Source organism: Pedobacter rhizosphaerae, assembly GCF_900111155.1.
GTDB classification, from domain to species: domain Bacteria; phylum Bacteroidota; class Bacteroidia; order Sphingobacteriales; family Sphingobacteriaceae; genus Pedobacter; species Pedobacter rhizosphaerae.
This window is the reverse complement of sequence record NZ_FOGG01000002.1, coordinates 174139-197882: the sequence shown is the minus strand read 5'-3', so window position 1 is coordinate 197882 and position 23744 is coordinate 174139. Positions and strand designations below refer to the sequence as shown.

The window sequence follows — 23744 nt, the reverse complement described above, 5'->3', positions numbered from 1 at the left end:
AAAATAAGACTGTAAACGTTTTCTGTAAAAATTATGATTTAGAGAATAAAGCCTTTAGCTCTAAAGCATCGTCTGGATGCATTTTTCCACCTAACACCAATCTTAATTGCCTTCTTCTTAAAGCCCCTTCAAAGAGTTCAAATTCTTCTGGTGTTTCTGGGATTAACTCCGGCACAGGAATAGTTCGGGCACTCTGATCTACCGCCACGAAAGTGTAGTAGGCCTCGTTACTCTTCTGGCGTGATCCACTCGGAATATTTTCCGACCAAACATCAAGTCGTACTTCAACTGAAGTATTAAAAGCGCGGGTAACTTTAGCTTCAATAGTGATAACATCGCCTAGTTTAATAGGTTGTTTGAAAGAAACATTATCTACAGAGGCCGTTACCACAATGCGGTTACAATGTTTTTGAGCAGAAATGGCAGCAGCAATATCCATCCAGTGAAGCAAACGGCCACCCATTAAATTATTCAATGTATTGGTGTCGTTTGGAAGCACCAACTCGTTCATAATTGTAAAACTCTCTTTCGCAAATTTCTTTTTCAAACTCATAGTTAGGCGCAAAAGTAAGGAAATTTACACTATAAATGCCTGTTGAGGTAAGGGTGCTTATTTATTTTAAGTAGATTCCTGAACAATTCTTTAAAAGTGATGTTATGTTAGCATAAAAAATAGATGCATGCAAAACCAAACCATTATCCAATATTTTCATTGGTATTATAACGAAGAACAAAATTTATGGAATAAAGTTGCCACCGAAGCTACTCGTTTAAAAGAAATTGGTGTAACCTCAGTATGGCTTCCACCGGCATACAAGGCCAGTACCGGAGGGTATTCTGTGGGTTATGATGTGTATGATTTATTTGATTTGGGAGAGTTTGACCAAAAGGGAAGTGTGAATACCCGGTATGGATCAAAGGATGAATACATTAAAGCCATTGATGCCCTGCATGAACAGCAAATAGCCGTTTTAGCTGATGTAGTGTTTAACCATAAAGCTGGTGGTGATGAATTAGAGCGAATTGAAGTGAGAACAGTGAATGAGGAAAACAGAAATGAATTTACTAGTGATGTTTTTGAAATAGAGGCCTGGACCAAATTTACTTTCCCCGGCAGAAAAGGGCAGTATTCGCAATTTATTTGGGACCATCAGTGTTTCAGTGGGGTAGATTGGGCTGAGGATTTAAAAGAAACAGCCATTTACTCTATTCAGAATTTTGCCGGTGAAGGTTTTGAAGAGGTTCCTTCAACAGAATTAGGGAATTACGATTACCTTATGTTCAACGATATTGATTTTCGAAATAGGGCCGTGGTGGAGGAACTTAACTATTGGGGCGAATGGATTGTGGAGCATACCAAGGTGGATGGATTCAGGTTAGATGCTGTAAAACACATTAATCCGCATTTTATTATAGAATGGATTGATCACCTCAACCAAAAGTATAACCGTCAGTTTTTTGTGGTTGCCGAAAATTGGGATGTGGTTAATACGGCAGAACAAGAAGAATATATTCAACTTACCGAAGGAAGAACGCAAATTTTTGACTCGCTGCTTCACCATAATTTTTTCCTCGCCAGTAAAGAAGATTCAAATTTTGATATGCGGACTATTTTCGACAATACGCTAATTCAAATCACTCCCGAACTGGCAGTAACTTTTGTTGATAACCACGATTCGCAACCCTTGCAGGCACTAGAATCTTATGTAGAGTTTTGGTTCAGGCCTTTGGCTTATGCCATTATCTTGCTAAGGATGCAAGGGATTCCGTGTTTATTTTTCCCCGATTTATATGGTGGTATTTACGATGACAAGAATCCAGAGGGAGAAGATATTCATATTGAACTTGCCATTTTACCTGAACTGGAAGTGATGAGTAAAATCAGAACAAATTTGGCTTATGGAGAACAGCGTGATTATTTTGATCATGGAAATTGCGTAGGCTGGACCCGGGCAGGAGATGAGGAACATCCTAATAGTGGGTTGGCAGTACTGCTGAGCACTGGAGAAGAAGGATGGAAAACAATGGAAATAGGCCAGCATTTCGCAGGCAAAACTTTCGTTGATGCCTTAGGAAAACATCCTGAAGGAATTGTAATTGATGAGAACGGCTTTGCCGAATTTCACTGCCACGGCAAAAGCGTTTCGGTTTGGGTTCAAAGCGAATAAACCAACGAAGTTTACCAGTTCGGGGGCCAGGCTTAAACAAATGAAGTTCAATCGGTTCAGGGCCAGGCTAAAACCAACGAAGTTTAACTAGCCCAGGGCCCAGGCAAACTTCGTTGGTTTTGATAGCTTTTTGTTTTACAAAAAGCTATCTGCTTCGCGGTAGGCAGAAATCAAGGCCAATTCGCCTTCTTTGCCCGGTTTGGAATTACCATGCTCCATACCCATTACGCCTTTATATCCTTTTTTGTGCAGGTGCTTGAAAAGGTTTTTGTAATTAATTTCGCCGGTTCCAGGTTCTTTCCTTCCGGGGTTATCGCCAATTTGAACATAAGCAATCTCATCCCAGCAGCGGTCGATGGTTTTGATTAAATCACCTTCGGTGCGTTGCATGTGGTAAATATCGTACAGAATTTTACACGAAGGACTTTGTACGGCTTTGCACACGGCATAGGTTTCATTCGTTTTTTGCAGAAACAGTTCTGGCGTGTCGCTCAGGGTTTCTAATACCATAATTAAGCCATGGGGCTCGAATATTTCTGCGCCCGCCCGCATAGCATCTATTACATTGGCAAACTGGTTGCCATAAGGTAGGTTGCGTTCGTAAAAACCGGGTACAACGGTTAACCATTTGGCATTGCAACGTTTGGCGGCTTCAACAGATTTTTTGCAGGTTTCAACAAATTTATCTTTAAACTCTTTTTTCCCTGTAGTGAGGGAAGTTTTCCAGTTGTCGCCCCCATCAACCACGAAAACGCCCATGCGCATACCTAGCTTGGCCAATAGTTTCCCTATTTTTTCTTGCTCCTCAACAGCGCGGTTCAGGTAGCCATTATCTTCAATAGATCGAAATCCCTTATCGTACATAAACTGGATCTGATCTAAAAAGCTTTTACCTGCATGCTGCTCAAACATGCCCTGGTGTGGGGCATAATCCATATGGAAGGTTTGATCGGCAGCTACAGCAGAAACCTGATCAGCTGCAAAGGCACTTGTTATTCCCGATCCGGTAGTGATTGCGCCAACGGTAAGCAGGCTATTTCTTATAAATTCACTTCTTTTCATTAGGGTGTTGTGGTAGGTTTAATTGGGTCGGTTAATAACTTTTTAAAACCTGTGGTCAGGGTATCGGCTACTGTTCCATCTTTTCGATGATACACAAAGTAAGCTTCAAGGTATTTCCTTTTGGAAACAAAGGCCAAAGCCTCTTCTAATGACATGGCCATCAGTGTATTGTCGTAACCATCGGCGGTAATCGCATTTTGAGCATATACCGTAACGCTGATCATTTCGTTATCTAGGGGATAACCCGTTTTAGGATTAATGAGGTGAGTGATCTTTTTATTGCCATTCTGGTGGAATTTACGGTAGTTACCGGAGGTAGTTATGGCACCCTGATCTAGACTGGCAATGTGTCGGATACCGGGAACTCCATTTTCATCTGGTCCCTCAATTCCTATTTTCATCAAACTGCCATCGGGTTTACGTCCGGTAACCCTGATCTCTCCACCCAGTTCGGCTAAATAAGTTTTTATCCCTTTTTGTTCGAGATATTGAGCAATTAAGTCTACGCTATATCCCTGTGCAATGCCATTTAAATCGATTTTTATTTCAGCTTTAGCTTTCCTGAGGTGGTTTTTATCCATATGGATGTACTGCATCCCCACATTTTTCAAGATCTGCTTAATGGCAGCACTATCAGGTTCTTGTTGCTGTTGCTTTGGCCCAAATCCCCAAATTTGAACCAAGGGGGCTACCGTAATGTCGAAAATCCCCTTAGTATCTTGATTAATCTCAAAGCTCCTTTTAAGTACATTCGCCATTAACTCGTCTACCTGGATACCTTTATTTGAGGCATTAAACCGGCTAATTAGCGATTCCTTTTTATATAAAGACATCGATTGATCGATCACATCTAATAAGCTATCAATCCCTTTTTGGGTTACTATACTATCCCTGGCGTAGTAAGTAATGGTGTAATCCGTACCCTGTGCATACCCCGAAATTTTATAGGGTTTAAATTCCTCTTTAAAGAAGAAGGCCATAAAAAAGGGTATGAACAAGATCAGGTAACGGATGTACATCTTAGCAGGCTTAGATTACTTTGGTTTTTCCGGGCATGGCGTAAGGATATAAACCATTCGCATCTGGCAATACCTTTGGCGTAGCATCCCAGGCCAAACGATCCGGCATTAATACTTCATCAGAAGCCAAAGCCTCATCCCACTTGATAACTTTACCAGAATAGGTGGCCAATCGGCCGATAATACTGGTTAATGTGCTGGTAGCAGCATAGTCTGCATTAGCGAATTTATACTGACCGTTAGCAATGGCTTCGAATAATTCATCGTGCTCTGTTTGGTAAGGATTGGCATTACCTTTGGTATTGTGCTTATAAATTTCATTGCCTTTGGCGTCCCACAATACTGCCTGATTGCTGCCCGATAAATAGACCTTACCTTTTGTACCCTGAAAAGTCTCATCTACCCGGTTGCTAATGCCTTCAAAATGGCGACATTGGCTATACACCACCGAACCGTCTTTATAAGTTAATTCTACTGCGTGGTTATCATAAATTTCACCATAATCTTTTCCTGTTCTCCAGGCACGGCTTCCTGTTCCCTGAATGGATACCGGATGATCTCCTTTAACCCAGTTGGCAATATCAATATTGTGAACATGCTGCTCTACAATATGATCTCCGCAAAGCCAGTTGAAATAATACCAGTTTCTCATTTGATATTCCATTTCAGTTTGGCTTGCAACACGTGGACGAACCCACACACCGCCACTGTTCCAGAATACCTGACCCGAAACAATATCGCCTATGGCACCATCCTGAATACGTTTTATGGCCTCGCGGTAATTGGTTTGATAGCGTCGTTGTAGCCCCACTACCACGTTTAATTTTTTCTTTTTAGCCTCTTCAGCAGCAGCGATTACTTTTCTGATCCCTGCAGCATCAACTGCTACGGGCTTCTCCATAAACACATGCTTGCCTTGTTTTATGGCCTCTTCAAAATGCATGGGCCTGAATCCCGGAGGGGTTGCCAATAATACTACATCTGCCAAAGCAATGGCTTTTAAATATCCCTCAAACCCAACAAACTGTCGATCTTTTGGAACATCTACCTTATCGGCAAATTTAGTTTTTAGGTTGGTGTAGCTGACTTCCAATCGATCCTGGAAAGCATCTGCCATAGCCACTAATTTTAAATTAAATTTAGTACTTAATGCCTGCACAGCAGCACCGGTTCCTCTGTCTCCACAGCCTACAAGCGCTATTTTAATGGTGTCACTTCCTGATGCATAGGCTCCTGCTAATGGAATGCTGCTCAGTAATGCGCCACCTGCTATGAGGGCAGAAGCTTTTAAAAAATCTCTTCGTTGTTGGGTAATTGGTTCTTTTTTCATTTGTGGATTAGTTTGATTAAGGGTAGATTATAGGTCTTTTATAGGTTGTTTGTTGTAATAGGCATCAATTTCGGCTTTTGAAGGCGTTTTGGCTGGTCGAACCAAACGCATACCCACAAAAGGGGCTTCTGGAAACCACCAGTTACTTTTGGGGATTTGTGGGTCTAATTGCTTCCAGGCAGGGTCTGAAGCTAGCCTGGCAGTAGAAGTTAAATTTTCAGGCGTTTCATCATAAGAACCGCCACGAACTGTATTGGGGTAGAGTTTGCTGGGTACAGATACAGGATTTACAGCTACTTTTCCATCACTTTTAGCATAGAAATCTGCCAGGTATTCATCGTAAGTCCATTCGCTTACGTTCCCGTGCATGTCATATAAGCCCCATGCATTCGGTTTCTTTTGTCCTACGGGATGCGTTTTGTTTTCACTATTATCCTGATACCAGGCATACTGTTTTAAGTCAGCAGCATTCTCTCCAAAAGAATATTTGGTGCTGGTACCGGCTTTACAGGCATATTCCCATTCCGCTTCTGTTGGTAAACGGTAAAAGACTCCAGTACGCACATATAGCCACTTACAAAATTGTATGGCATTGTATTGAGTCATGGCTAAGGCCGGTTGATTCTCTTTGCCCATGCCAAAGGTCATGTCTAGATAAGGTTTGGTAGGTCGGGTTACCGCATCTACTTCTGCGGGTATTTTTCCTTCGCTGGCTTTCAGTTCATAATCACGATAGAGAAAAGGCTCAAAAATGTTCCAGGTAACTTCATATTTACCCATCCAAAATGCATCTAATTTTACTTCATGTACTGGCTTTTCATCGGCTTTTCCATTGTTACTGCCCATTTTAAACGTTCCGGCAGGGATAGCCTGCATGTCGAAACTGAGCTTGGTACCTTCAATGTTTTGCGTATATGGTTTAAGATTAGTCTGTGCATTTAGCTGCACGCAAGAAATGGATATCGCCGTTATAGCAAGGAGTTGTTTAAGCATATTTTTTGGTTAGCCTGCTTATTTTGGGATAAGCAATTTTATTATTTCAAATCTGAAATACTAAAGTAATTAACCCTGCTTAAAAGGGAAGAAAAATATTGTAACAATAAAGGTATGATTGACAATTAATTCTGCGCAAACGGTTGTCTATCTTTCTGAGACCTTATTAGTTAGGTTAGTGTATCCCACTAAAGTTTCCCATCTGGCTCCCGGTCTTCTGTAGTAAACGAAAATCTGGTAGCTATTCTCTGTTTGAAAAAAGGAACCTTCAAATGGCCTGGTTTCTACGGTATTGGTAGTTTTATCGAGCCAGGCATATTCATAATCGTATAAACCCTGCTTAAGCATGATATTGCCGTAAAATTGCTTCTTATTAGCATCATAAAGCAACTTATTGTCTGCATTAAGGGTATAGTTATTAAACCTGCCAATAACATAAGCTTCGCCGTTGGCTGTAGGGGCAGGGGCATTCAAGGTGAATAAAATACCCATATATTCTGATTCTGTTTTATCATCCCTGCCATCTGTGTTGCGGATGAAGAAATTACCATTTTCATCATATTGATTGGCGAAAGTACTGTTATTGCGACTGATGTCCTGGAATAACATCACGTTTACGGATTCATTATCACGGAAAATGTCGCGCACATTGTCACCTTTGAAACGCAGACTGCGGGTGTCGAATTTTCTAAATTCATTGTTTCCCCAAAAATCGTTGGTATTGAGGTCGTTGTAGATTAATTGGTTGGGTTTTACGAAAGAAGGACGTTGATTAACTTGTGAAGTATTACTGTCGAAATTTTGCATCACTACAGCCTTTAAATCCTGGTAAGGGTTAGCAATCGGAATGGCATGATTGAGTGTGAAATTAACTTTCTGCTTATAGTTTCTAAATTCTACCTGCATGGAGTTGGTAATTTGGGCCGCCACCGCAACCTGGCTGTCAACAATATAGAAACGCTGAGAAATTACAGGCTTTTTAATGTCTCCATCTTCGTAAACCTTTAACAGGTAATTGCCCCCAATCTTAGGCTGAACTTGCTGATTAGGAAGCGTAAGTTCATAGTGGGTATATTTTCTGGTGGTATTAGCAGAATATCTATAATTGATAATCCGGTCTTCGTTAAAACTTTCCAGGTAATCTATGCTCGAAATTTTGGAGGGCTTCCAGTCTGAAGTGCAATGCTCAACTGTATACCAATAGTTTTTGGTACCACCCAATAAATCATCAAAAGAAAAGCTAAGTGTTTCTGCTGAGTTTAATTGGATTACCGGTAAGCTTTGCTCCTTATTGCTATTGTAGCACAAGGCGGTTTTAATATTGGGTAGGTAAATTTTATTCTCGTAGCTGAAAGCGCCATTACTTTGTGCAAAGGATAAGGTAGAGATGAAAAATAAGATCGGAAATAATATTTTTTGCATTTTTAAAAGTAAAGGTTTCAGTCGAAGCCACAAAACTTTGGCTAAATTGTATGAAAAATAAAAGCCGCTGATGTTTATCAACGGCTTCTAAATCTATATTACTTAAGGTTAGATTAACCTTCTAACTCCATAATATCTGCAGCTAAAGTTTCCCATTTGGTTTGATTGGTATCCAAATCTTGTTTTACTGCTAAGTAACGTTTGTTTGTTTCGGCTAATTTGTCGGCCTTGCTGTACACTTGCTCATCTGCCAGTTCGGTTTCAATTTCTTTAACCTTTTGTTCCAGTTCCGCAATGTTTTCTTCCACTTTCTTAAGCTCGTCGTTCAATTTTTTCAACTGGCTGGCGGTGTTAGGGGTAGAGGCAGGTTTTGCTGCAGGCTTTTCTTTTTCAGGCATTTTTACTGGAATAGGCTTCGATATCGGAACAACACGTTTACTGTTCCATTCTTCATATTCGGCATAAGTACCTGGGTATTGCTTAATTTTTTCTTCTTCGATAAACCAGATTTTATTGGCTACGTTATCCAGGAAGTACCTGTCGTGAGATACAGCAATAAAAGTACCTTCAAACTGTTGTAAAGCCTGGATTAAGATGTTAACCGACTGAATATCCAGATGGTTGGTAGGCTCATCCAGAATCAGGAAGTTCGAATCTGTAGTTAACGATTTGGCCAGGGCCACACGAGATTTTTCACCTCCTGAAAGGACTTTGATCTTTTTGAAAACATCGTCGCCCGTAAATAAGAAGCAGCCTAAAATACTACGCAACTCGGTATCTGTATGTTTAGGTGCAAAAGCTTGCAGCTCCTCTAAAATAGCATTGTCTAAATGAAGCGACTCCAACTGGTGCTGCGCAAAGAAGGTTGTAGTTACATTATGACCTGTTTCGCAGGTTCCGTCAGCTTTTTCAGTTCCCGCAATAATCCGCAATAAGGTAGACTTACCTTTACCGTTGGCACCAATCAGGGCAATTTTATCTCCCTTTTCAATTACTGCTTCGGCATCATCCAGGATATGAACATTAGGATAACGCTTGGTTACATGCTCAATACGCACAACATGGCGGCCAGATGGTTTGGTGAATTTAAAGCTGAAGTTAACTGTTGGGTTATCATCATCTACATCCTCAACACGTTCCATTTTATCTAAGGCCTTCATTCTGGATTGGGCCATTTTTGCCTTACTGGCCTTAGCTTTAAAACGTTCAATTAAACGTTCTTCCTGCTTAATTTTAGCTTGCTGGTTTTTAAATTCTCCTTTTTGGATTTCGGCCCTTAAAGATTTTTCTTCCACATAGAAGCTGTAATTACCAGCATAAACAGTCAGTTTTCCCTTGCGGGATTCTACCGTGCGGTTTACAATTTTATCTAAGAAGTACCTATCGTGAGAAACGATGACAATAGCTCCTTCAAAGCTTGCCAGATAATTTTCTAACCATTTGATGGAAGGTAAATCCATGTGGTTGGTTGGCTCATCAAGTAGCAGGATGTCTGGATCTTGTAATAGAATTTTAGCCAGCATTACACGCATACGCCATCCTCCCGAAAAGGTGTTTAACGGACGCTGCTGATCTGCCGTGCTGAAACCTAAACCCGCTAAAATTTCATTGGCTCTGTATTCGATGTTGTAACCGTCAAGTGCCTCAAATTCTTGCTGTTTGTCGCTCAGTTTATATAAAACCTCCTCACTATAATCGGTCTCAATTTTTTTGAGTAGTTCTTCAATCTCATCATGTAACTTGTTTTGGCGGTCAAAAGCCTCCATGGCTACATGTAAAATACTGTGGTGTGATTCGTAAGAAAGTAAATCCTGGTTTAAATAGCCAATTCTGAGGTCTTTCGACATTGAAATGGTACCCGAACTTGGTGCGTATTCTCCTACAATAAGTTTTAAAAGAGTAGACTTTCCTGTTCCGTTAGCACCAATTAACCCCGCTCTATCTCCTGGTTTAATATGCCAGTTCGCCTCGTCGTACAAGGCTCTGGAGCCTATTAAAAATGTTAAATTATTTATTGAAATCATTTCGGCTGCAAAAGTACGAATTTTAAAGGGCTTTTTATTTCTAAAATCAAATAGGGGTTTAGCCTCTGTTTCTTTGCTTTTTAACCCAAATTTGGTTCTGAAGCGATTATTAAGGAATTAGATTAAGTGTGTAGCACTTTCAACTCTTCATTCTTTCAACACATATTAAGGAACAAGGGAAATTCAGTCGGTTACACTTTCAACTTTACACTTTTAACTTTCAACTCTCCATTTTTTAAGCAAACATTAAGGAATTAAGGAAAAGTTAAGCAGGCGCTTTTATAAGGCTCTGGACTAAGGACTAATTTAAGCCATTCTTTCAGCTAACATTAAGGTAAGTTAAGTCTGTTTCACTTTCAACTTTACACTTTTAACTTTCAACTCTCCATTTTTTAAGCAAACATTAAGGAATTAAGGAGAGTTAAGCAGGCGCTTTGATAAGACTCTGGACTACAGACTTCAGACTCAGGACTAATTTAAGCCCTGCCCTGTCCGTAGAGTTAAGCGCAGCGCCTCTACGGATTACAGCATACCGTTGAGTTTCATAACTCAACATTACTTAAACCGAGTCCAAGACTCTCCTCCATTAAACAATCCGTAGAACTCCTTCGGAACTCGACGGACAGGATTGGTTGAGCAAAGTTAATCAGGCGCTTTTATAAGACTCTGGACTAAGGACTTCAGACTCAGGACTAATTTAAGCCTTGTTCCGCTTCAGTTTTACTATCGGCTTTTCCTGTGTTCCGGTTATGCTTAAAGGAATGCCGAAAATACCAAAAGGAGGAAGCCCCAGGCGACCGCTTAAGTTAAGACGGCCATCGAAGCTTACCCGCCCTTCAAAACGGGGCCTAAAGCCAGCCACTTTCATTTTGGTTTGTTCAATGGTAATAATATTGTTTTTGATGGTAGATTTGATCTGGACATCAGATAAATCTGGATTGCTCAGGCTATCACGCTTAGTTGCTTTACTTACCGCATTCATCATTTTGAAACCCATTAAGCTTACTTTTTTTAGGCTAAGTACACCACCACCTTCTAAGGAAGGAAAAACAGGGAACATTTCAGCATTCAGTTTTCCCGAAAGCTGATAGTCTAAACCAACCTGCCCCTTAATTTTTGACGCTGAACTGGCCATCTCCCTGAATAGTTTAATTTCCATATAGGCTCTTGCAATATCAAATTCTTTGGCGGTTAAATGGAAATCAAAAAGCCCGGATTTCGTACTTGTACTTTTGTAACTGGCATCCATACCCACTTGTGTACCAGCAATGTTAAAACCAGTTTGCTTTAATGCCAAAGTCCCATTGTTAATCACGATGGTTCCTTTTGCCTGCTTAATGTTTAGTCCATTGTAAATTACATCATTGGCATTTGCAGAAAAAGTAATATTCAGATTGTTGGGGATAAGGATAACGCCACTTGCTGCCGGTGTGACTGCATTTGGAGCAGGATCAGCGTAAACCATAAATTCGTCTGCCAGAATTTTGTTGCTGCTGAGTTTAAAATTACCGGTCAGTTTGGCCTTATCGTTCAACACATAGTTAATTACATTATTTAAATTTCCGTTTAACTTAAAGTCTGATTGTCCGTAGCTGGCATTAAATTCATCGAATCTAATTTTGTCCTGATGAAAGGAGAAGACACCGTTTTTGATCAAAAAGCTTTTTGGAAACAAATCAGATTGAAGATTCAGGCCTTTAACAGTCATTCTGCCGCTGTTTCGTAGTTTGGCATATCTTCCATTCATGGCATCGCTCTGCAGGCCTTTGAAAACCACATCTGCAAAAATTAATCCCCTAACCTGATAACCTTTAATGGCAAATAACTGATACATTTTGCCAATATCAACAGTTCCTTTTGAGCTAACATGGTACGCAATATTTTCAAAATTACTTACATCGGCCCTAAGTGTAAACGGCTGATTGGCCGTTTGGAAAGAAATGGGTTTGATGTTGAGTTTAGTGTTCTTTAAGGTGCCGTCTGTGTTGATTAAATCTGCATCAATTTCAATTTTTTCTAAAGGCTGGTCGAAATTTGGTGTTTTGAGTCTGCCATTGTTCAATTTAATGGCCGCTGTTGTAATGGGGAAAAGCTTTTTCGCTTTATTAAAGGGGCCTTTACTTTGCAGGTTAATATTCAAAATACCATTTAATTCATAACCCTTAATCGGATATATGGTTTTCAAATCCGCAAAGTCAATCAGCGATTTGAGCTGGATATCCAGGGACATATTTTCGGTTGTTTGCAGCTTGGCGTAACCTTTTATAAAGTTATTGAGGGCTTCAATATTGATATTTTCTATCGAAAATTTAGAACTTTTATATTCGCCATCTGTGTTTACACCGTTGATCCTAAAATCTATTTTACTAATTGCCGTGGGCATGGCGAGGTACTTGAAATAGCCGTTGTTGAGTGATGCTTTTAACGAGAATTTAGGTACAGTTGTAGTCGTGTCAACCTGCCTGATGCCCGAATGAACTACTTTTTTACCATATTTTCCATCTGCCTTTAGGTTGATGTTTAATCGGCCTTTTAAGGCTAAACTATCTAAATTAACTGCTTTTGACCACTTTTCTAAATCGATATTAGAACGGGTATCGGTGTAAATGTAGGGTTCCTTGAAACCTTTAACCCTTGTAATAGAAGCAAAGTAATCCTTCCCGATGTAAAAATAAAGACTATCCATATTAATGGTCAGGCTGTCGGTATTTAAGCCAGGCAGTTTTGTCTTTAAGTTTAAAAACAAATTGCTGATGGGTTCTGGAGCATTTGGATTAGAAATAAAGCCTTCTCTTACTTTCATGTTAAAAGAAAGGGTAGGCATTTTGTGTGTGGCGGCGATATACTTACCAATAAGTGAGGCATCTATTTCCGCGTAACCCTTAATATTGGTGCGCGCCAGTCTATCGGCTATTTCGGGCGGTAGGGCAGTAAAAATATTGTGTAAATCTGTTTCTTTTGCTGTAGTTCTGAAATCAATATCATATCCATCTTTTAAAAAGGAAAAATGACCCACAAAACGTATAGGCAGGGAATTGATCACTAAGTTGTTTTCGTCGAAAATTAAGTTTAGCGAGTTTGTATTTACTTTGGTGATGAGCCTGGCATTAATTTTTTTCTTTAACAGGTAGGGCGTGTTGGCATAAAGCACATCCATTTCTGCAATGGAGAGGTTACTTTTTAAATCAAAAATGGCATGGCTCAAATCTCCCTTTCCAGTATAGTTAAAACCCTTAGTACGAATCAACATGGGGATGGATTTATCACTATAAGTTAAATTGCTATTGTTGATGAAGATCCCCTCAATTTTTAAAGCGGTTTCACTTTCGTTTTTTGAAGTTTTTTCGGCAGGCTTGCTTTCATAAACATTGTAATTCGCATGCCCTTTTTCGTCGGTTAGGATATTGATTCTGGCATCATCCAGATAAAATTCATCAATTTTAACCTGTTTAGAAAATAAGGAAAGCAGGTTAATGCCTAAGGCCAGCTTCCTGGTGTAAATTAGTGTATCCCTTTGGAAGGGTGCAGAGCCTTTAAGTAAAAACTCGTTCAGATTGAGTGTGAGGGATGGAAAGTGATTAAAAAATGAAATGCTGGTGCTTTCAAACTTCACCTCGCCCTTTATATTTTGATTGATGACCTGAGTTACCCCTTTTTTGATGGTTTGAGGGATTAAATATGGGATGATTACCAGTAATGCGATTACAGCAGTCAGGCTAATGCCTAATATTTTGAAGAACTTTTTCAATGTGTTTGTTTGGCGGGAAAAATTATGCAAAGATATGTTTTAGAACAATTAGGAATAAAAAATTAACATTTTTTTGATAGCCTAAAATTTTACTTACCTTTGTACTGTAATAAAAATAATTACAGAATGAACAATAGCCGTTTCCCGATCTCCCTGCATATTTTGACCCTTTTAGATCAAATGAAGGGACAATATGTCAATTCTGATCTGATAGCTGGCAGTATCAATATTAATCCCGTTCTGGTTCGTAAAGAGATTATTAATCTGCGTAAACATGGTTTCGTAGAAAGTAGGGAAGGAAAGGGCGGAGGTACTACCTTAGCTAAGAAATCGGCAGATATCAATTTGGCAGATGTTTATTTGGCTGTAAAGGATAAAAGTTTTTTGGGTGAGAGTAAAAATCAACCCAACCCTAAATGCCCTGTTGGCAGACAGATTAATACTCATTTAAAGGATTTATATCAGGAGGTGGAAGATACATTGCTTAAGAGCCTGGGAAATCAGACGTTGGCAGATTTTACGGGAAAGTTTAAGTAAAAAAATTTATTCATAACTGTAATGAAATATGTTACAAATCTGCTTAGTATCAAGAATTAAGTAGCAAGTATCGAGGTGTAAGTATCAAGTATTGAGTAACAAGTATCGAGAGTTACAGTTAAGCGCTTGCCGCTAACAATTAAGCAATTAAACAGTTCAACAATTAAACATAAATTATGAAAGTAGCATTAATCGGCGCCACAGGATTTGTCGGCAAAGCCATTTTAAATGAATTAGTTAGTCGTGGTAACGAGGTAATTGCCATTGCCCGCGACATTACTAAAATTGAAATTGACAGTGAAAAGGTAACCAAGGTTGCTGCGGATGTGTTAGATACAGAAAAACTTGCTGCCACCTTGAAGGGCGCAGATGCGGTTGTAAGTGCATTTAATGCCGGTTGGACAAACCCCAATCTTTATGCCGATACAATAGCAGGGGCAGAAGCTATTCAGGCTGCGGTTAAATTATCTGGTGTTAAGCGCTATATTTTTATTGGTGGTGCAGGTACTTTGCAAATTGACGGAAACCAATTGGTAGATGGGCCAGATTTCCCGGAAGAGATTAAGCCAGGAGCCACTGCGGTAAGAGATTATTTCAATACCTTAAAGCAGGAAAAAGAGTTAGACTGGTTGTTTTTTAGCCCTGCTATCGAAATGCATCAAGGCATTACCATCGGTCGCACAGGCGAGTATCGTTTAGGTAAAACTTCGCCTGTTTTTAATGAGGAAGGCCGTTCAATTTTATCAGTAGAAGACCTGGCCATCGTTATCGCTGATGAATTGGAAAATAATAATTACCATCAGGAGCAATTTACAGCTGCATACTAGCTGGGAATAGAAGAGGGGAAAGAATGGAAGAGGGATTTTAAGTAAGATGGAAAAGCTTGCTGCGCCTCTTCCATTGTGCCATCTTCCATCTTCAACCACGTTTTTCCTGCTTTACATTTTCCATATTTTATTTATCTTCGTTGCATGTATCGTCTAATTAAACCTATATTCTTTAAGTTTGACCCAGAAAACGTGCATTACTTCGTAGTAAAGCGGTTAAAATGGTTTAATGATAAATTTCCACTAGGCAAAACAATTATCCGGAGCAGCTTTGATGTACATATTAAAGGTCTGGAACGTGAGGTTTTTGGAATAAAATTTAGAAATCCGGTAGGCTTGGCTGCAGGGTTCGACAAGAATGGTGAGTACGTGGAGGCCTTAAGTAATTTGGGCTTTGGCTTTATAGAGGTAGGTACGGTTACGCCGATGCCACAGCCGGGAAATGATAAACCGAGGATGTTTCGCTTGCCGAATGATGAGGCCCTGATTAATCGCATGGGCTTCAATAATAAAGGGGTAGATGTGATGGCTGAGCGATTAAGGTTGCTTAAAGATCGTCATCCTGATATTGTGGTAGGCGGAAATATTGGTAAAAATAAAGCCACACCTAATGAAGATGCTGTAAGCGATTATATCAAATGTTTCGACCGCCTTTTCGATGTAGTAGATTATTTTGTGGTGAATGTGAGTTCTCCTAACACACCAGGTTTACGTGAACTGCAAGAAAAAGAACCCCTGAAGAATATCTTAAATACGCTACAACAACGCAATCTTAAGAATAATATCTCCAGACCGATCTTACTTAAAATAGCACCTGATTTAACAGATGCACAGCTTGATGATATTATCGAAATTGTAGCAGAGACCAAAATAGCGGGTATCATTGCAACCAACACCACTATAAGTCGCGAAAATCTGATCACTGATAAGGTTTTATCTGCTGAAATGGGAGGTTTAAGTGGAAAACCTGTTAAGGTGCGTTCTACAGAAGTAATCAAGTATCTTGCCGAAAAGTCAAATAAAGCTTTTCCGATTATTGGAGTTGGCGGTATTCATTCGGCAAAAGATGCCCGGGAAAAACTGGAAGCAGGGGCAAGCTTGGTACAGCTTTATACAGGTTTTATTTATGAGGGGCCAGGCTTAATCAAGCAAATCTGTAAAGATCTTGTAGAACACTAGTTCGATTTCACAAAATATTCTCCATTAAAATGGTAAGTGATAAACCGGTTGGTTACCTTACCTAATCCCTCGTTTAACACGATAGGGATTTTTATGTTTTTATTTTCTGAGTCGAAGTGGATTAGTTTAACAGGTCTTTCTGGTCGGTCTACTACAGAAAAGAAATCGAAGGAGAAACGAAGTGAGTTTTTAATACCGGTTTTTGTTTGAATCAATTTAACATCGTCGTGAAGCCCTTTTGTGTCTATTCCGAAAAGCTTGATGGCTTGTGCACAATGACTGTTAGAGTAGATGGCATTAAAATAGCCTAAATAATACGTTTGGCCATTACGTTCGAAGTTGAAAATTTCAGAGTACCATCCTCCTGCATCTCCCTGTGGGGCAACGATGGTTTTTGAATAGGTTTTTCCCGATTCCTTGAATTGATAGATATTGTCGAAAAAGTGCATGCTTCCACCAGTGAGCGTGTCCCATGAATATATTCTGAAACGTCCATCCTTAGCTGATGCGATGTGCACTCCCTCTTTTTGTAATTGTTTAAAAGGATAGTTAAGACTGGCTCCTTCGGTGGTGTATTTTAAGAGGCTCAGCTTGAATATTTCATTGCTTCTGATCAGTGAGTCATTAAACGCTGTTTTTGGCTCATTGAGTAGCTTATCATTCCAGTATTGGATGCTGAGGAATTTTTGAATTAAAATTTGCTCGGCTTTGGATGTTTGGCTGAAGGTTGAAATCGATAGGAGTAAGAGCGGGAGTATGATGGCTTTTTTCATTGAGGTTTTTTGTGATACTGAAGTTAAGTATTAAAACCAGTGACATAAAGTTTAATGCATAAAAAAAGCATCCTTTGATCAGAAGGATGCTTTAAGCCTTTTAGAAGAAGATCTAAAAATTATTTTGCCAATGAAGCTAAAACAGCATTGTTTTTAGCTAACTGATCTTTTTTAGATTGTGCAGAACGACTTCCTAATTCGATGTTAGTTGCTCTCTTTAAGAAATCAACCTCTTGTTTTGCAAAGTTTTTATTTCTTCTGTCTTTTCTTTTTAATCTGGTAACTGCCATGGTAATAACCTTTTATTAATTATATTTTGTACAAATGGAGGTCGAGAGCGGATTCGAACCGCTGTAGAAGGTTTTGCAGACCTCTGCCTAGCCACTCGGCCACTCGACCCTGAAATTCAGGCTGCAAAAATAGCAATTAATAATTAGCTCGCAAATAATAATGCATTTTTCTGTGTTAATTTTTTGTTCTTCTAATCTCCGAACAGAAGATTGCAGCACTCACCGCAACGTTTAAAGATTCAGCTTCGCCAAAGTTTGGAATCGTAACTGGTTGATTTACTTTTGAAATCACTTCCTGAGTAATTCCTTTGCCTTCATTTCCTAAAATAATCAACCCTTCTTTCTTCCAGTCAATTTTATAAATAGATTTTCCTTCCAGTAAGGCCCCAAAAACGGGAATTTTACTTTCAGAAATGAAATCTAGCAAATTTACATATGAAATATTTACCCTGGCCAGCGATCCCATAGTTGCCTGAACAGTCTTGGGGTTGTACGCTTCAACTGTATCTTCAGAGCAAATAATTTGTTTAAATCCAAACCAATCTGCTGTTCTAATAATAGTACCCATGTTCCCTGGGTCCTGTACACCATCTAGTACAAGCGTAAATTGATTGGCCAATGATTCGGTACTGACTGATTTATTTTTAGGGATATAAACTAAAGCCATAAAACCCTGAGGTGTTTGCAAAGTACTAATCTTAGCCAGTTCAGCGTTGTTTACTTCAAATAAGTTTATATTTGCGGGCAGTTGGGGTAACACTTCGCGTTGCTCGGTTGTGTAAAAAATGGTATGAATTTGGTAACTTGATTGGATAAATTCTTTAATTGACTTTATGCCCTCAACCAGAAACAAACCATTTTCCCTGCGATATTTTTTTTGATGTAACGATTTAACAAAACTAATCTGAGATTTTGAAAGCATACCAATACTTGATAAATATTAAACTGAAAAGCCCTGCAATATTACTATTAATTATTGTTTTAATGCAGGCCTGTTCATCAACAAAGTACATAGCCGATTACCAAGCCATTGTTAAAAAAGTTACAATAGATAGCGTAGATGCTAAATTTGAAGAGCAAGCGTACAATTATGTTCAAAAAGATATCCGTCCTGTATCTGCCTTTAGTATTAATGTTCCGCTATACAATTTATTCAATACGAAAGACGGGCGCTACAAAACCAATAATATAAAACCATTTGGAACACCGCCTGCTATTTTGGATAGTACGCTGGTAGAAATATCCAGAACACAGATTCAGAAATTCCTTAACAATAAGGGGTACTTTCAGGCTAAGGTTACGGCGAATATTCAGGTAAAGGATAAAAAGGCCGAGATTAACTTCAAAGCACAGCCAGGCCCTGCTTATTTTATCGATAAGCTAAGCGATTCTATAGCAAGTGCCAATATTAAAGCCGTATACAATGCCAATAAGCCTGCTGTTACCCATTTACGTACTGGCATGCAATACGATTCTGACTCACTTAATTATGAACGGGAGCAGATTTACAGACTAATGAAGGAAAATGGATATTTCTATTTTTTAAGGCCTTATATCAACTTTGATGTGATTGGGGCAGATGCCAGTTCTAAAACCCACAAAGTAGATGTAAAATTAAATGTAACCAATCCTGCATCAGGACCGCATAAACAGTACACCATTGGCTACACACATATGGTTATTGCACCTAACCCTGATGGTTTTCCTGATTCTGCACGTTATAAATTAAGTAAGGATACGGTAAATGGAATCATATTTACTGATTTTTCCAGACGATACAGAAGAAACCCCATCGTAAGATATGATTTCCTTAAACAAGGTGAAGTTTTCGATATCAGGAACGAAAATTTAACTTACGATAGGCTGTACGAACTTAATATTTTCAAGAATGTTAAAATAGATTACTTTAACCGGGATAGTACTTCCAATAAGATCAATGCGGCAATCCAGTTAATTCCACAAAAGGTGATGAGTAACCGGGTAGAAGGAGAGGTGCCTTTTAATGGCGGTACCGTGGGTTTTAACTTAAGTAATACCTATACCAACAATAATCTTTTTAGGGGAGCAGAGCGATTTGAGTTGCAGGTTAAAGGTGGTTTGCAGTCGAGAATCGGTGGTGGGCAAACACCATTTAAAGATATTTATCAGCGTGATTTTTCCATCAGTGCAAGTATCACCGTGCCCAGGTTAATGATTCCCTTTTATAACCCCGTACTTGGTGGAAATGGAATGCCACACACCACTTTTTCCAGTAGTTATATTTACGCCTTGCAAAAGGATGTATCTGTAAGGAGGATTTTCATTAACTCCATTACCTACGATTGGTTTGAGACGAAGTCAAAGCTGCACTCCTTCACACCGTTAAATTTTGAGTATCGTTTCGGTAACCTGGATCGGGCTAATATAGCGGATAGTATTTTGCAGAATAACCTTTATTATATCCGCTTGCTAGATCGTAAGGACTTTACTTTGGGTATGAAATATACCTATTCATTAAATGCCGACAAACTAAATCAGTTTAGAAGTTTTGTGTATTTCAGGGGGAACATTGATATAGCGGGAAATCTTTTGCAGGGAATTTCACGATTATCGGGCGAAAAACATGATCCGGCAAATGGCGACTATGCCCGTATCCTGGGCCTTCCTTTCAATCAGTACGTACGACCAGAAGTTGATATTAGGTGGTATAAGCATATAGCTGGTGAAAAACAGTTTGTTGCCCGGTTAAATGCGGGAATTGGGGTAGCTTATGGTAATTCAATTACCTCTGGAATTCCATTTGAAAAATTGTTTTTTGCAGGGGGATCCAGTGGTGTACGTGCCTGGCAAGCCAGAACAGTAGGGCCAGGGAACTACAATAGAGAAACGCTTGCCAATGACGAACAGCGAAGAGCTTTCTTTGGCTTGGATCAATTAGGTGAGATGCGTATTGAAGCGAATATGGAGTATAGGTTTACCCTAACCAAGAAGTTTTTCGGAGCCACTCTAAAGGGAGCAGCTTTTCTTGATGCTGGAAACGTTTGGAATGTGAATAGGACTACTGCCACTGTAGATGGTATTACTACAAATAACGAAGAAACGCTATTTAAGTTTAGTAAATTAGCACAACAGATTGCGGTAGGCACTGGTGTGGGTTTAAGATACGATGTTCAGTATTTTGTGTTCAGATTTGATATCGGATTGAAGTTAAAAGACCCGCAGTTTAGTGGCTCGGATCAATGGGTAATTAGTAAGTTCCTTTCTGGAGCCAGAGACTTTAAAAATAACTACAATGCCACCCACGGACCTGATAACTACCGGTTTGTGCAATATAATTTTGGTATTGGGATGCCTTTTTAGTATCGAGTATCAAGTAGTTAGTATTGAGTATTTAGTATCAAGTATTTAGTATCGAGTAGTTAGTATTTAGTATCGAGTAATGAGTAGCAAGACCGATGTGCCTGCACTTGGCTCTACTACCGAGCCTGTTTAATGGCGCTTGCATTTTCAACTTTCAACTTTCAACTTTCCACTTTTAACTTTTAACTTTCCACTTTCAACTTCCCACTCTACCCCCTTCAAATCAAATTCTTAAGTCCATCAAAAATACTCTCAAAGAAAGTAGAAATATTAAGCCCGTTGCTGTGATTGAAATAAACAAAGATTAAGAAGGCGATAACTACAAAAATAATCAGTTTCCGAAAGGCGATGGCCACAATAATTAATGCAATTGGGATAATAAAAAGCCATAAACTATTAATGGAATAAGGACTTAGATCAGTGTCTTTTTTGTAAACATAAACGAGTTTGCTGTGTGTGCCCGTATCGTTTTGGTGTTTGATATATACAAAAGTAGATTTATCAATAGGTAAGGGCAGTACTGCAATTCCATCATGAAATTTTAAAATCTGCGTAAAACCACTCACACTAAAGGTATAGGTTCCATTAATGTTTTCATTTGGGTTGTTGAGCGTATCGGCGGCAATAATGGCCAGTTTGTTATTCTTTAACAGGTTTTCCTTAACCAGAAAGTTATTGATGGCCGCATTTTGAGCAAAACCAATTAAACTGATTAGGCAGAGTGATAAGAGTAAAAAGGATCGTTTCATTCGATAGAACGTTTATTGTAAATTAAATATCCGATATGCAATAATACACCATTTCTTTTAACTGCGTCGTTATATAAATTATAACTTAAGCTTACAGGACCTAAGGGAGAATGGTAAACCAATCCTGCGGTACCTGCATATTGCATTTTTGTAATCGCCTTGGCGTAATTAACGTCTTGAAAATTACTGAGTTCGAATTCCTTGTGTGGAATAAATAGATATCCCTCTAACCTAAGGTCTAAATTTTTCTTCAGATTGTAAATGTTTTTTAAACCTCCGGCGGCATAGGTGGTTGCCCTGAATTTATCTAAAAATAGTGACCGGCTATCCTGTATAGGGTAAAATGCTGGAGCAACCAGCAGGGTAGCGTAATAGTTGCTAAACAAAGGCTGGTTAGAAATTACACCTTCAACAATGTATCCTAAAGTATACTTCTTCAGGTGTAAGAAATAATTTTCCTGGGTTAATTTTATGCTTCCCCAGTGATGAAGATTACTTTGACCGGGAACTTTAACAAAGCCCGGGGTATTGCGGAAAATATTGCCTGGATTGTAGTTCTCCCGTCCGGTGGTGTAATTAAAGCTCAATGAAAAGCTTTGGCCATTGGTAGGGTATTGCTTCCTGTTCAGCGAGTTTTTCTCCAGGTTTAAAGAGCCCCTAAAGCCATTGAAAATGGTTTGATCCAGCACATCGCCCACAGCAAAAGTATTGTTAGGGCTGTATCGGTCATTATTGTTGATAAACGTAGCATGCAAAACGATTTTAGTATTGTAATTGAGCGGCATTCCCATCATCAGGTCAATCTTCCGATCTGATTGTTCGATATAAATGGGTTTTGGATTTTCAATGAATATCTGACTGGTGTTATAGAAATTCCAGTGGTTATAAGTGAGTTCTGCGCCTAAAAATATCGGGAGTTTAGTGGGGTAATCTACTCTTCCATTAATTTGTACCGATTCGTAGAAACGCCCCGAATAGAAGCTGGTTCCGAAGGTGTACGATTTGCGATTTAGATAATTGTACTGCGCACCCAAAAAGACATTGCTGATTGGACGGGTGGAAATATTCCCCCCGAGCTCCAGCTTAAAGCTTTTTTTAGGCTGCGCTACAACTTCAAAAGTATAACTATCCGAAGCAGCCTCATAAGAGATTTTAGGATAAACGGTTTCGAAGGTTTGATCGGCAACCAATTTATAATACCCTCTTTTAATGTCTGCCAGATTGAAACTCTTTCTGTCGCTTTTAAAAAGTCGTTCTACATATTTCTTCTGCTGATCGTTTACCCCGGTAACGATGACATTGCTAAATTTTAAATTAGGCTTTCTGGAATTAAAATCTTCCCTTCTGAGTTGAAGTTCTTCATCAGTAACTCTTTTTTTTATCAGTGCCTTAATTCGGGGCATATCAGCCATTGTAGCATCATAACCTTTTTTAATCAGGTCTTCTACAGGAGAAAAATTGGTAACGCTGTAATTGGCCAAATCAGGCTGGATATAAACCCCATTTTTGCCAATCATAGTGGAATCTGATTTGGATAAAAACATGTAGATTAAAAAGCGATTCATTAATCTGTCGTCGATGTTTTTAGGGTATTCGTTATAAGTTTTAGACGATACATTGGCACCGATGATGTAGTCGGGCTTAAAGTCTCGTTCCATTACATCGGCAGGGAAGTTATTATAAAGGCCCCCGTCAAATACATATTTGTTATCCAGCTTAATTGGTCTGTATATAATTGGGACGGTCATAGTGGCCCTTACAGCCTCAGCTAAGCTCCCCTTGTTAACCGTAATACTTTTTTGAGAAAGTACGTCTGCCACCATACACCGGTAGGGGACAAAAAGATTGTCGAAATTATCTTTTGCCACAGCAGAAGCCTGTGAGAAAAGCTCTAGAAAGGCAAAGTTTAAGGGGATGTCATTAATTAAATTGGACCGGAAGCTAAAATGAAAACCTGTATCAATCGCTACTTTGGCCGCCAACATGGACGCGTTTGGCGCATTTTTTTGGAAATAAAAAGTATAATCGCTGGTATAGCGGCCGTTTACCCAATTTTGAAACTCGTTGCTGGTGGCTATTTTTTCAATTTCTTTTGGCGAATATCCGGCAGCATACATGGCCCCAACAATTCCACCCATCGATGTCCCTGTAATATAATCGATGGGGATGTGGTTTTCTTCAAGTGCTTTTAATGTTCCGATATGTGCCAGGCCTTTTGCTCCACCACCGCTAAAAACAAGGCCCACCTTTTGCGCGTGTAATTGGGTACAGCACAGAACGAAGA

The 23744-nt window shown here is 39.3% G+C and carries 18 protein-coding genes and 1 tRNA gene; 5 read left to right on the top strand and 14 right to left on the bottom strand.

Annotation, left to right across the window (positions count from 1 at the left end; genetic code table 11):
• Window positions 1-31 precede the first annotated feature (31 nt).
• A complete protein-coding gene (locus BMX11_RS02435; RefSeq protein ID WP_090880856.1) occupies window positions 32-553 on the bottom strand; it encodes an acyl-CoA thioesterase in 522 nt (173 codons plus the stop codon).
• A gap of 127 nt (window positions 554-680) precedes the next feature.
• On the opposite strand from BMX11_RS02435, the gene BMX11_RS02430 reads away from it, so the two are divergent.
• Window positions 681-2168 (top strand): alpha-amylase, encoded by a 1488-nt coding sequence (locus BMX11_RS02430; protein WP_090880853.1) that lies wholly within the window; start codon window positions 681-683, stop codon window positions 2166-2168.
• 135 nt (window positions 2169-2303) lie between these two features.
• On the opposite strand, the gene BMX11_RS02425 is transcribed toward BMX11_RS02430, so the two are convergent.
• The 7 genes from BMX11_RS02425 to BMX11_RS02395 all read right to left on the bottom strand — a co-directional run bounded on the left by BMX11_RS02425 (window position 2304) and on the right by BMX11_RS02395 (window position 13766).
• Window positions 2304-3230, bottom strand: coding sequence for a hydroxypyruvate isomerase family protein (locus BMX11_RS02425; RefSeq protein ID WP_090880850.1), 927 nt, complete (start codon window positions 3228-3230; stop codon window positions 2304-2306).
• Window positions 3230-4210, bottom strand: a complete 981-nt coding sequence (locus tag BMX11_RS02420; protein ID WP_245738560.1) for an FAD:protein FMN transferase — start codon at window positions 4208-4210, stop codon at window positions 3230-3232. Before BMX11_RS02420 ends, BMX11_RS02425 begins: the two co-directional genes overlap by 1 nt.
• 49 nt (window positions 4211-4259) lie before the next feature.
• Window positions 4260-5579: a Gfo/Idh/MocA family protein gene (locus BMX11_RS02415; protein ID WP_090880845.1), complete on the bottom strand. Its 1320-nt coding sequence runs from the start codon at window positions 5577-5579 to the stop codon at window positions 4260-4262.
• Window positions 5580-5606: 27 nt separating this feature from the next.
• Entirely contained in the window at window positions 5607-6572 is a 966-nt protein-coding gene (locus BMX11_RS02410) for a formylglycine-generating enzyme family protein (protein WP_090880842.1), read from the bottom strand.
• A gap of 147 nt (window positions 6573-6719) precedes the next feature.
• On the bottom strand, window positions 6720-7994 hold the full coding sequence (locus BMX11_RS02405) for a type IX secretion system plug protein (RefSeq protein WP_090880839.1): 1275 nt from the start codon (window positions 7992-7994) through the stop codon (window positions 6720-6722).
• Window positions 7995-8107: 113 nt separating this feature from the next.
• Window positions 8108-10018 (bottom strand): ABC-F family ATP-binding cassette domain-containing protein, encoded by a 1911-nt coding sequence (locus BMX11_RS02400; RefSeq protein ID WP_090880836.1) that lies wholly within the window; start codon window positions 10016-10018, stop codon window positions 8108-8110.
• 697 nt (window positions 10019-10715) lie between these two features.
• Window positions 10716-13766, bottom strand: a complete 3051-nt coding sequence (locus tag BMX11_RS02395) for an AsmA family protein (RefSeq protein WP_090880833.1) — start codon at window positions 13764-13766, stop codon at window positions 10716-10718.
• Window positions 13767-13892: 126 nt separating this feature from the next.
• Here BMX11_RS02395 and BMX11_RS02390 point away from each other — a divergent pair, with 126 nt between their 5' ends.
• The 3 genes from BMX11_RS02390 (at window position 13893) to BMX11_RS02380 (ending at window position 16309) form a co-directional block, all read left to right on the top strand.
• A complete protein-coding gene (locus tag BMX11_RS02390; RefSeq protein WP_090880830.1) occupies window positions 13893-14303 on the top strand; it encodes an Rrf2 family transcriptional regulator in 411 nt (136 codons plus the stop codon).
• A 176-nt stretch (window positions 14304-14479) separates the two neighbouring features.
• A complete protein-coding gene (locus tag BMX11_RS02385; protein WP_090880826.1) occupies window positions 14480-15130 on the top strand; it encodes an NAD(P)-dependent oxidoreductase in 651 nt (216 codons plus the stop codon).
• Window positions 15131-15274: 144 nt separating this feature from the next.
• Window positions 15275-16309: a quinone-dependent dihydroorotate dehydrogenase gene (locus BMX11_RS02380; RefSeq protein ID WP_090880823.1), complete on the top strand. Its 1035-nt coding sequence runs from the start codon at window positions 15275-15277 to the stop codon at window positions 16307-16309.
• Here BMX11_RS02380 and BMX11_RS02375 read toward each other — a convergent pair.
• The 4 genes from BMX11_RS02375 to BMX11_RS02360 form a co-directional block, all read right to left on the bottom strand.
• Window positions 16306-17082, bottom strand: a complete 777-nt coding sequence (locus BMX11_RS02375; RefSeq protein ID WP_090880820.1) for a hypothetical protein — start codon at window positions 17080-17082, stop codon at window positions 16306-16308. The genes BMX11_RS02380 and BMX11_RS02375 overlap by 4 nt on opposite strands.
• Window positions 17083-17201: 119 nt before the next feature.
• Window positions 17202-17372: a spore protein gene (locus tag BMX11_RS02370; protein WP_090880817.1), complete on the bottom strand. Its 171-nt coding sequence runs from the start codon at window positions 17370-17372 to the stop codon at window positions 17202-17204.
• A gap of 35 nt (window positions 17373-17407) precedes the next feature.
• Window positions 17408-17481, bottom strand: a tRNA-Cys gene (locus BMX11_RS02365).
• A gap of 66 nt (window positions 17482-17547) precedes the next feature.
• Window positions 17548-18294: a TrmH family RNA methyltransferase gene (locus BMX11_RS02360; protein ID WP_090881202.1), complete on the bottom strand. Its 747-nt coding sequence runs from the start codon at window positions 18292-18294 to the stop codon at window positions 17548-17550.
• Here BMX11_RS02360 and tamL point away from each other — a divergent pair.
• Window positions 18285-20711, top strand: coding sequence for a translocation and assembly module lipoprotein TamL (gene tamL / locus BMX11_RS02355; protein WP_090880814.1), 2427 nt, complete (start codon window positions 18285-18287; stop codon window positions 20709-20711). The two genes, BMX11_RS02360 and tamL, sit on opposite strands and share 10 nt — an antisense overlap.
• 218 nt (window positions 20712-20929) lie before the next feature.
• Here tamL and BMX11_RS02350 read toward each other — a convergent pair whose 3' ends face one another.
• Together BMX11_RS02350 and BMX11_RS02345 are read right to left on the bottom strand one after the other, a co-directional pair.
• Complete coding sequence (locus BMX11_RS02350; RefSeq protein ID WP_090880811.1) at window positions 20930-21460, bottom strand: hypothetical protein; 531 nt, start codon at window positions 21458-21460, stop codon at window positions 20930-20932.
• Window positions 21457-23706, bottom strand: coding sequence for a patatin-like phospholipase family protein (locus BMX11_RS02345; RefSeq protein WP_245738559.1), 2250 nt, complete (start codon window positions 23704-23706; stop codon window positions 21457-21459). The genes BMX11_RS02350 and BMX11_RS02345 overlap by 4 nt, the downstream gene beginning before the upstream one ends.
• Between the last annotated feature and the right edge of the window lie 38 nt (window positions 23707-23744).

Coding starts and splice junctions, on each gene's coding strand:
- BMX11_RS02360 (WP_090881202.1), bottom strand. CDS start 18,294: ATGCTTTCAAAATCTCAGATTAGTTTTGTTAAATCGTTACATCAAAAA.
- BMX11_RS02375 (WP_090880820.1), bottom strand. CDS start 17,082: ATGAAAAAAGCCATCATACTCCCGCTCTTACTCCTATCGATTTCAACC.
- BMX11_RS02415 (WP_090880845.1), bottom strand. CDS start 5,579: ATGAAAAAAGAACCAATTACCCAACAACGAAGAGATTTTTTAAAAGCT.
- BMX11_RS02435 (WP_090880856.1), bottom strand. CDS start 553: ATGAGTTTGAAAAAGAAATTTGCGAAAGAGAGTTTTACAATTATGAAC.
- BMX11_RS02425 (WP_090880850.1), bottom strand. CDS start 3,230: ATGAAAAGAAGTGAATTTATAAGAAATAGCCTGCTTACCGTTGGCGCA.
- BMX11_RS02400 (WP_090880836.1), bottom strand. CDS start 10,018: ATGATTTCAATAAATAATTTAACATTTTTAATAGGCTCCAGAGCCTTG.
- BMX11_RS02370 (WP_090880817.1), bottom strand. CDS start 17,372: ATGGCAGTTACCAGATTAAAAAGAAAAGACAGAAGAAATAAAAACTTT.
- BMX11_RS02410 (WP_090880842.1), bottom strand. CDS start 6,572: ATGCTTAAACAACTCCTTGCTATAACGGCGATATCCATTTCTTGCGTG.
- BMX11_RS02380 (WP_090880823.1), top strand. CDS start 15,275: ATGTATCGTCTAATTAAACCTATATTCTTTAAGTTTGACCCAGAAAAC.
- BMX11_RS02390 (WP_090880830.1), top strand. CDS start 13,893: ATGAACAATAGCCGTTTCCCGATCTCCCTGCATATTTTGACCCTTTTA.
- BMX11_RS02420 (WP_245738560.1), bottom strand. CDS start 4,210: ATGGCCTTCTTCTTTAAAGAGGAATTTAAACCCTATAAAATTTCGGGG.
- BMX11_RS02430 (WP_090880853.1), top strand. CDS start 681: ATGCAAAACCAAACCATTATCCAATATTTTCATTGGTATTATAACGAA.
- BMX11_RS02405 (WP_090880839.1), bottom strand. CDS start 7,994: ATGCAAAAAATATTATTTCCGATCTTATTTTTCATCTCTACCTTATCC.
- BMX11_RS02350 (WP_090880811.1), bottom strand. CDS start 21,460: ATGAAACGATCCTTTTTACTCTTATCACTCTGCCTAATCAGTTTAATT.
- BMX11_RS02385 (WP_090880826.1), top strand. CDS start 14,480: ATGAAAGTAGCATTAATCGGCGCCACAGGATTTGTCGGCAAAGCCATT.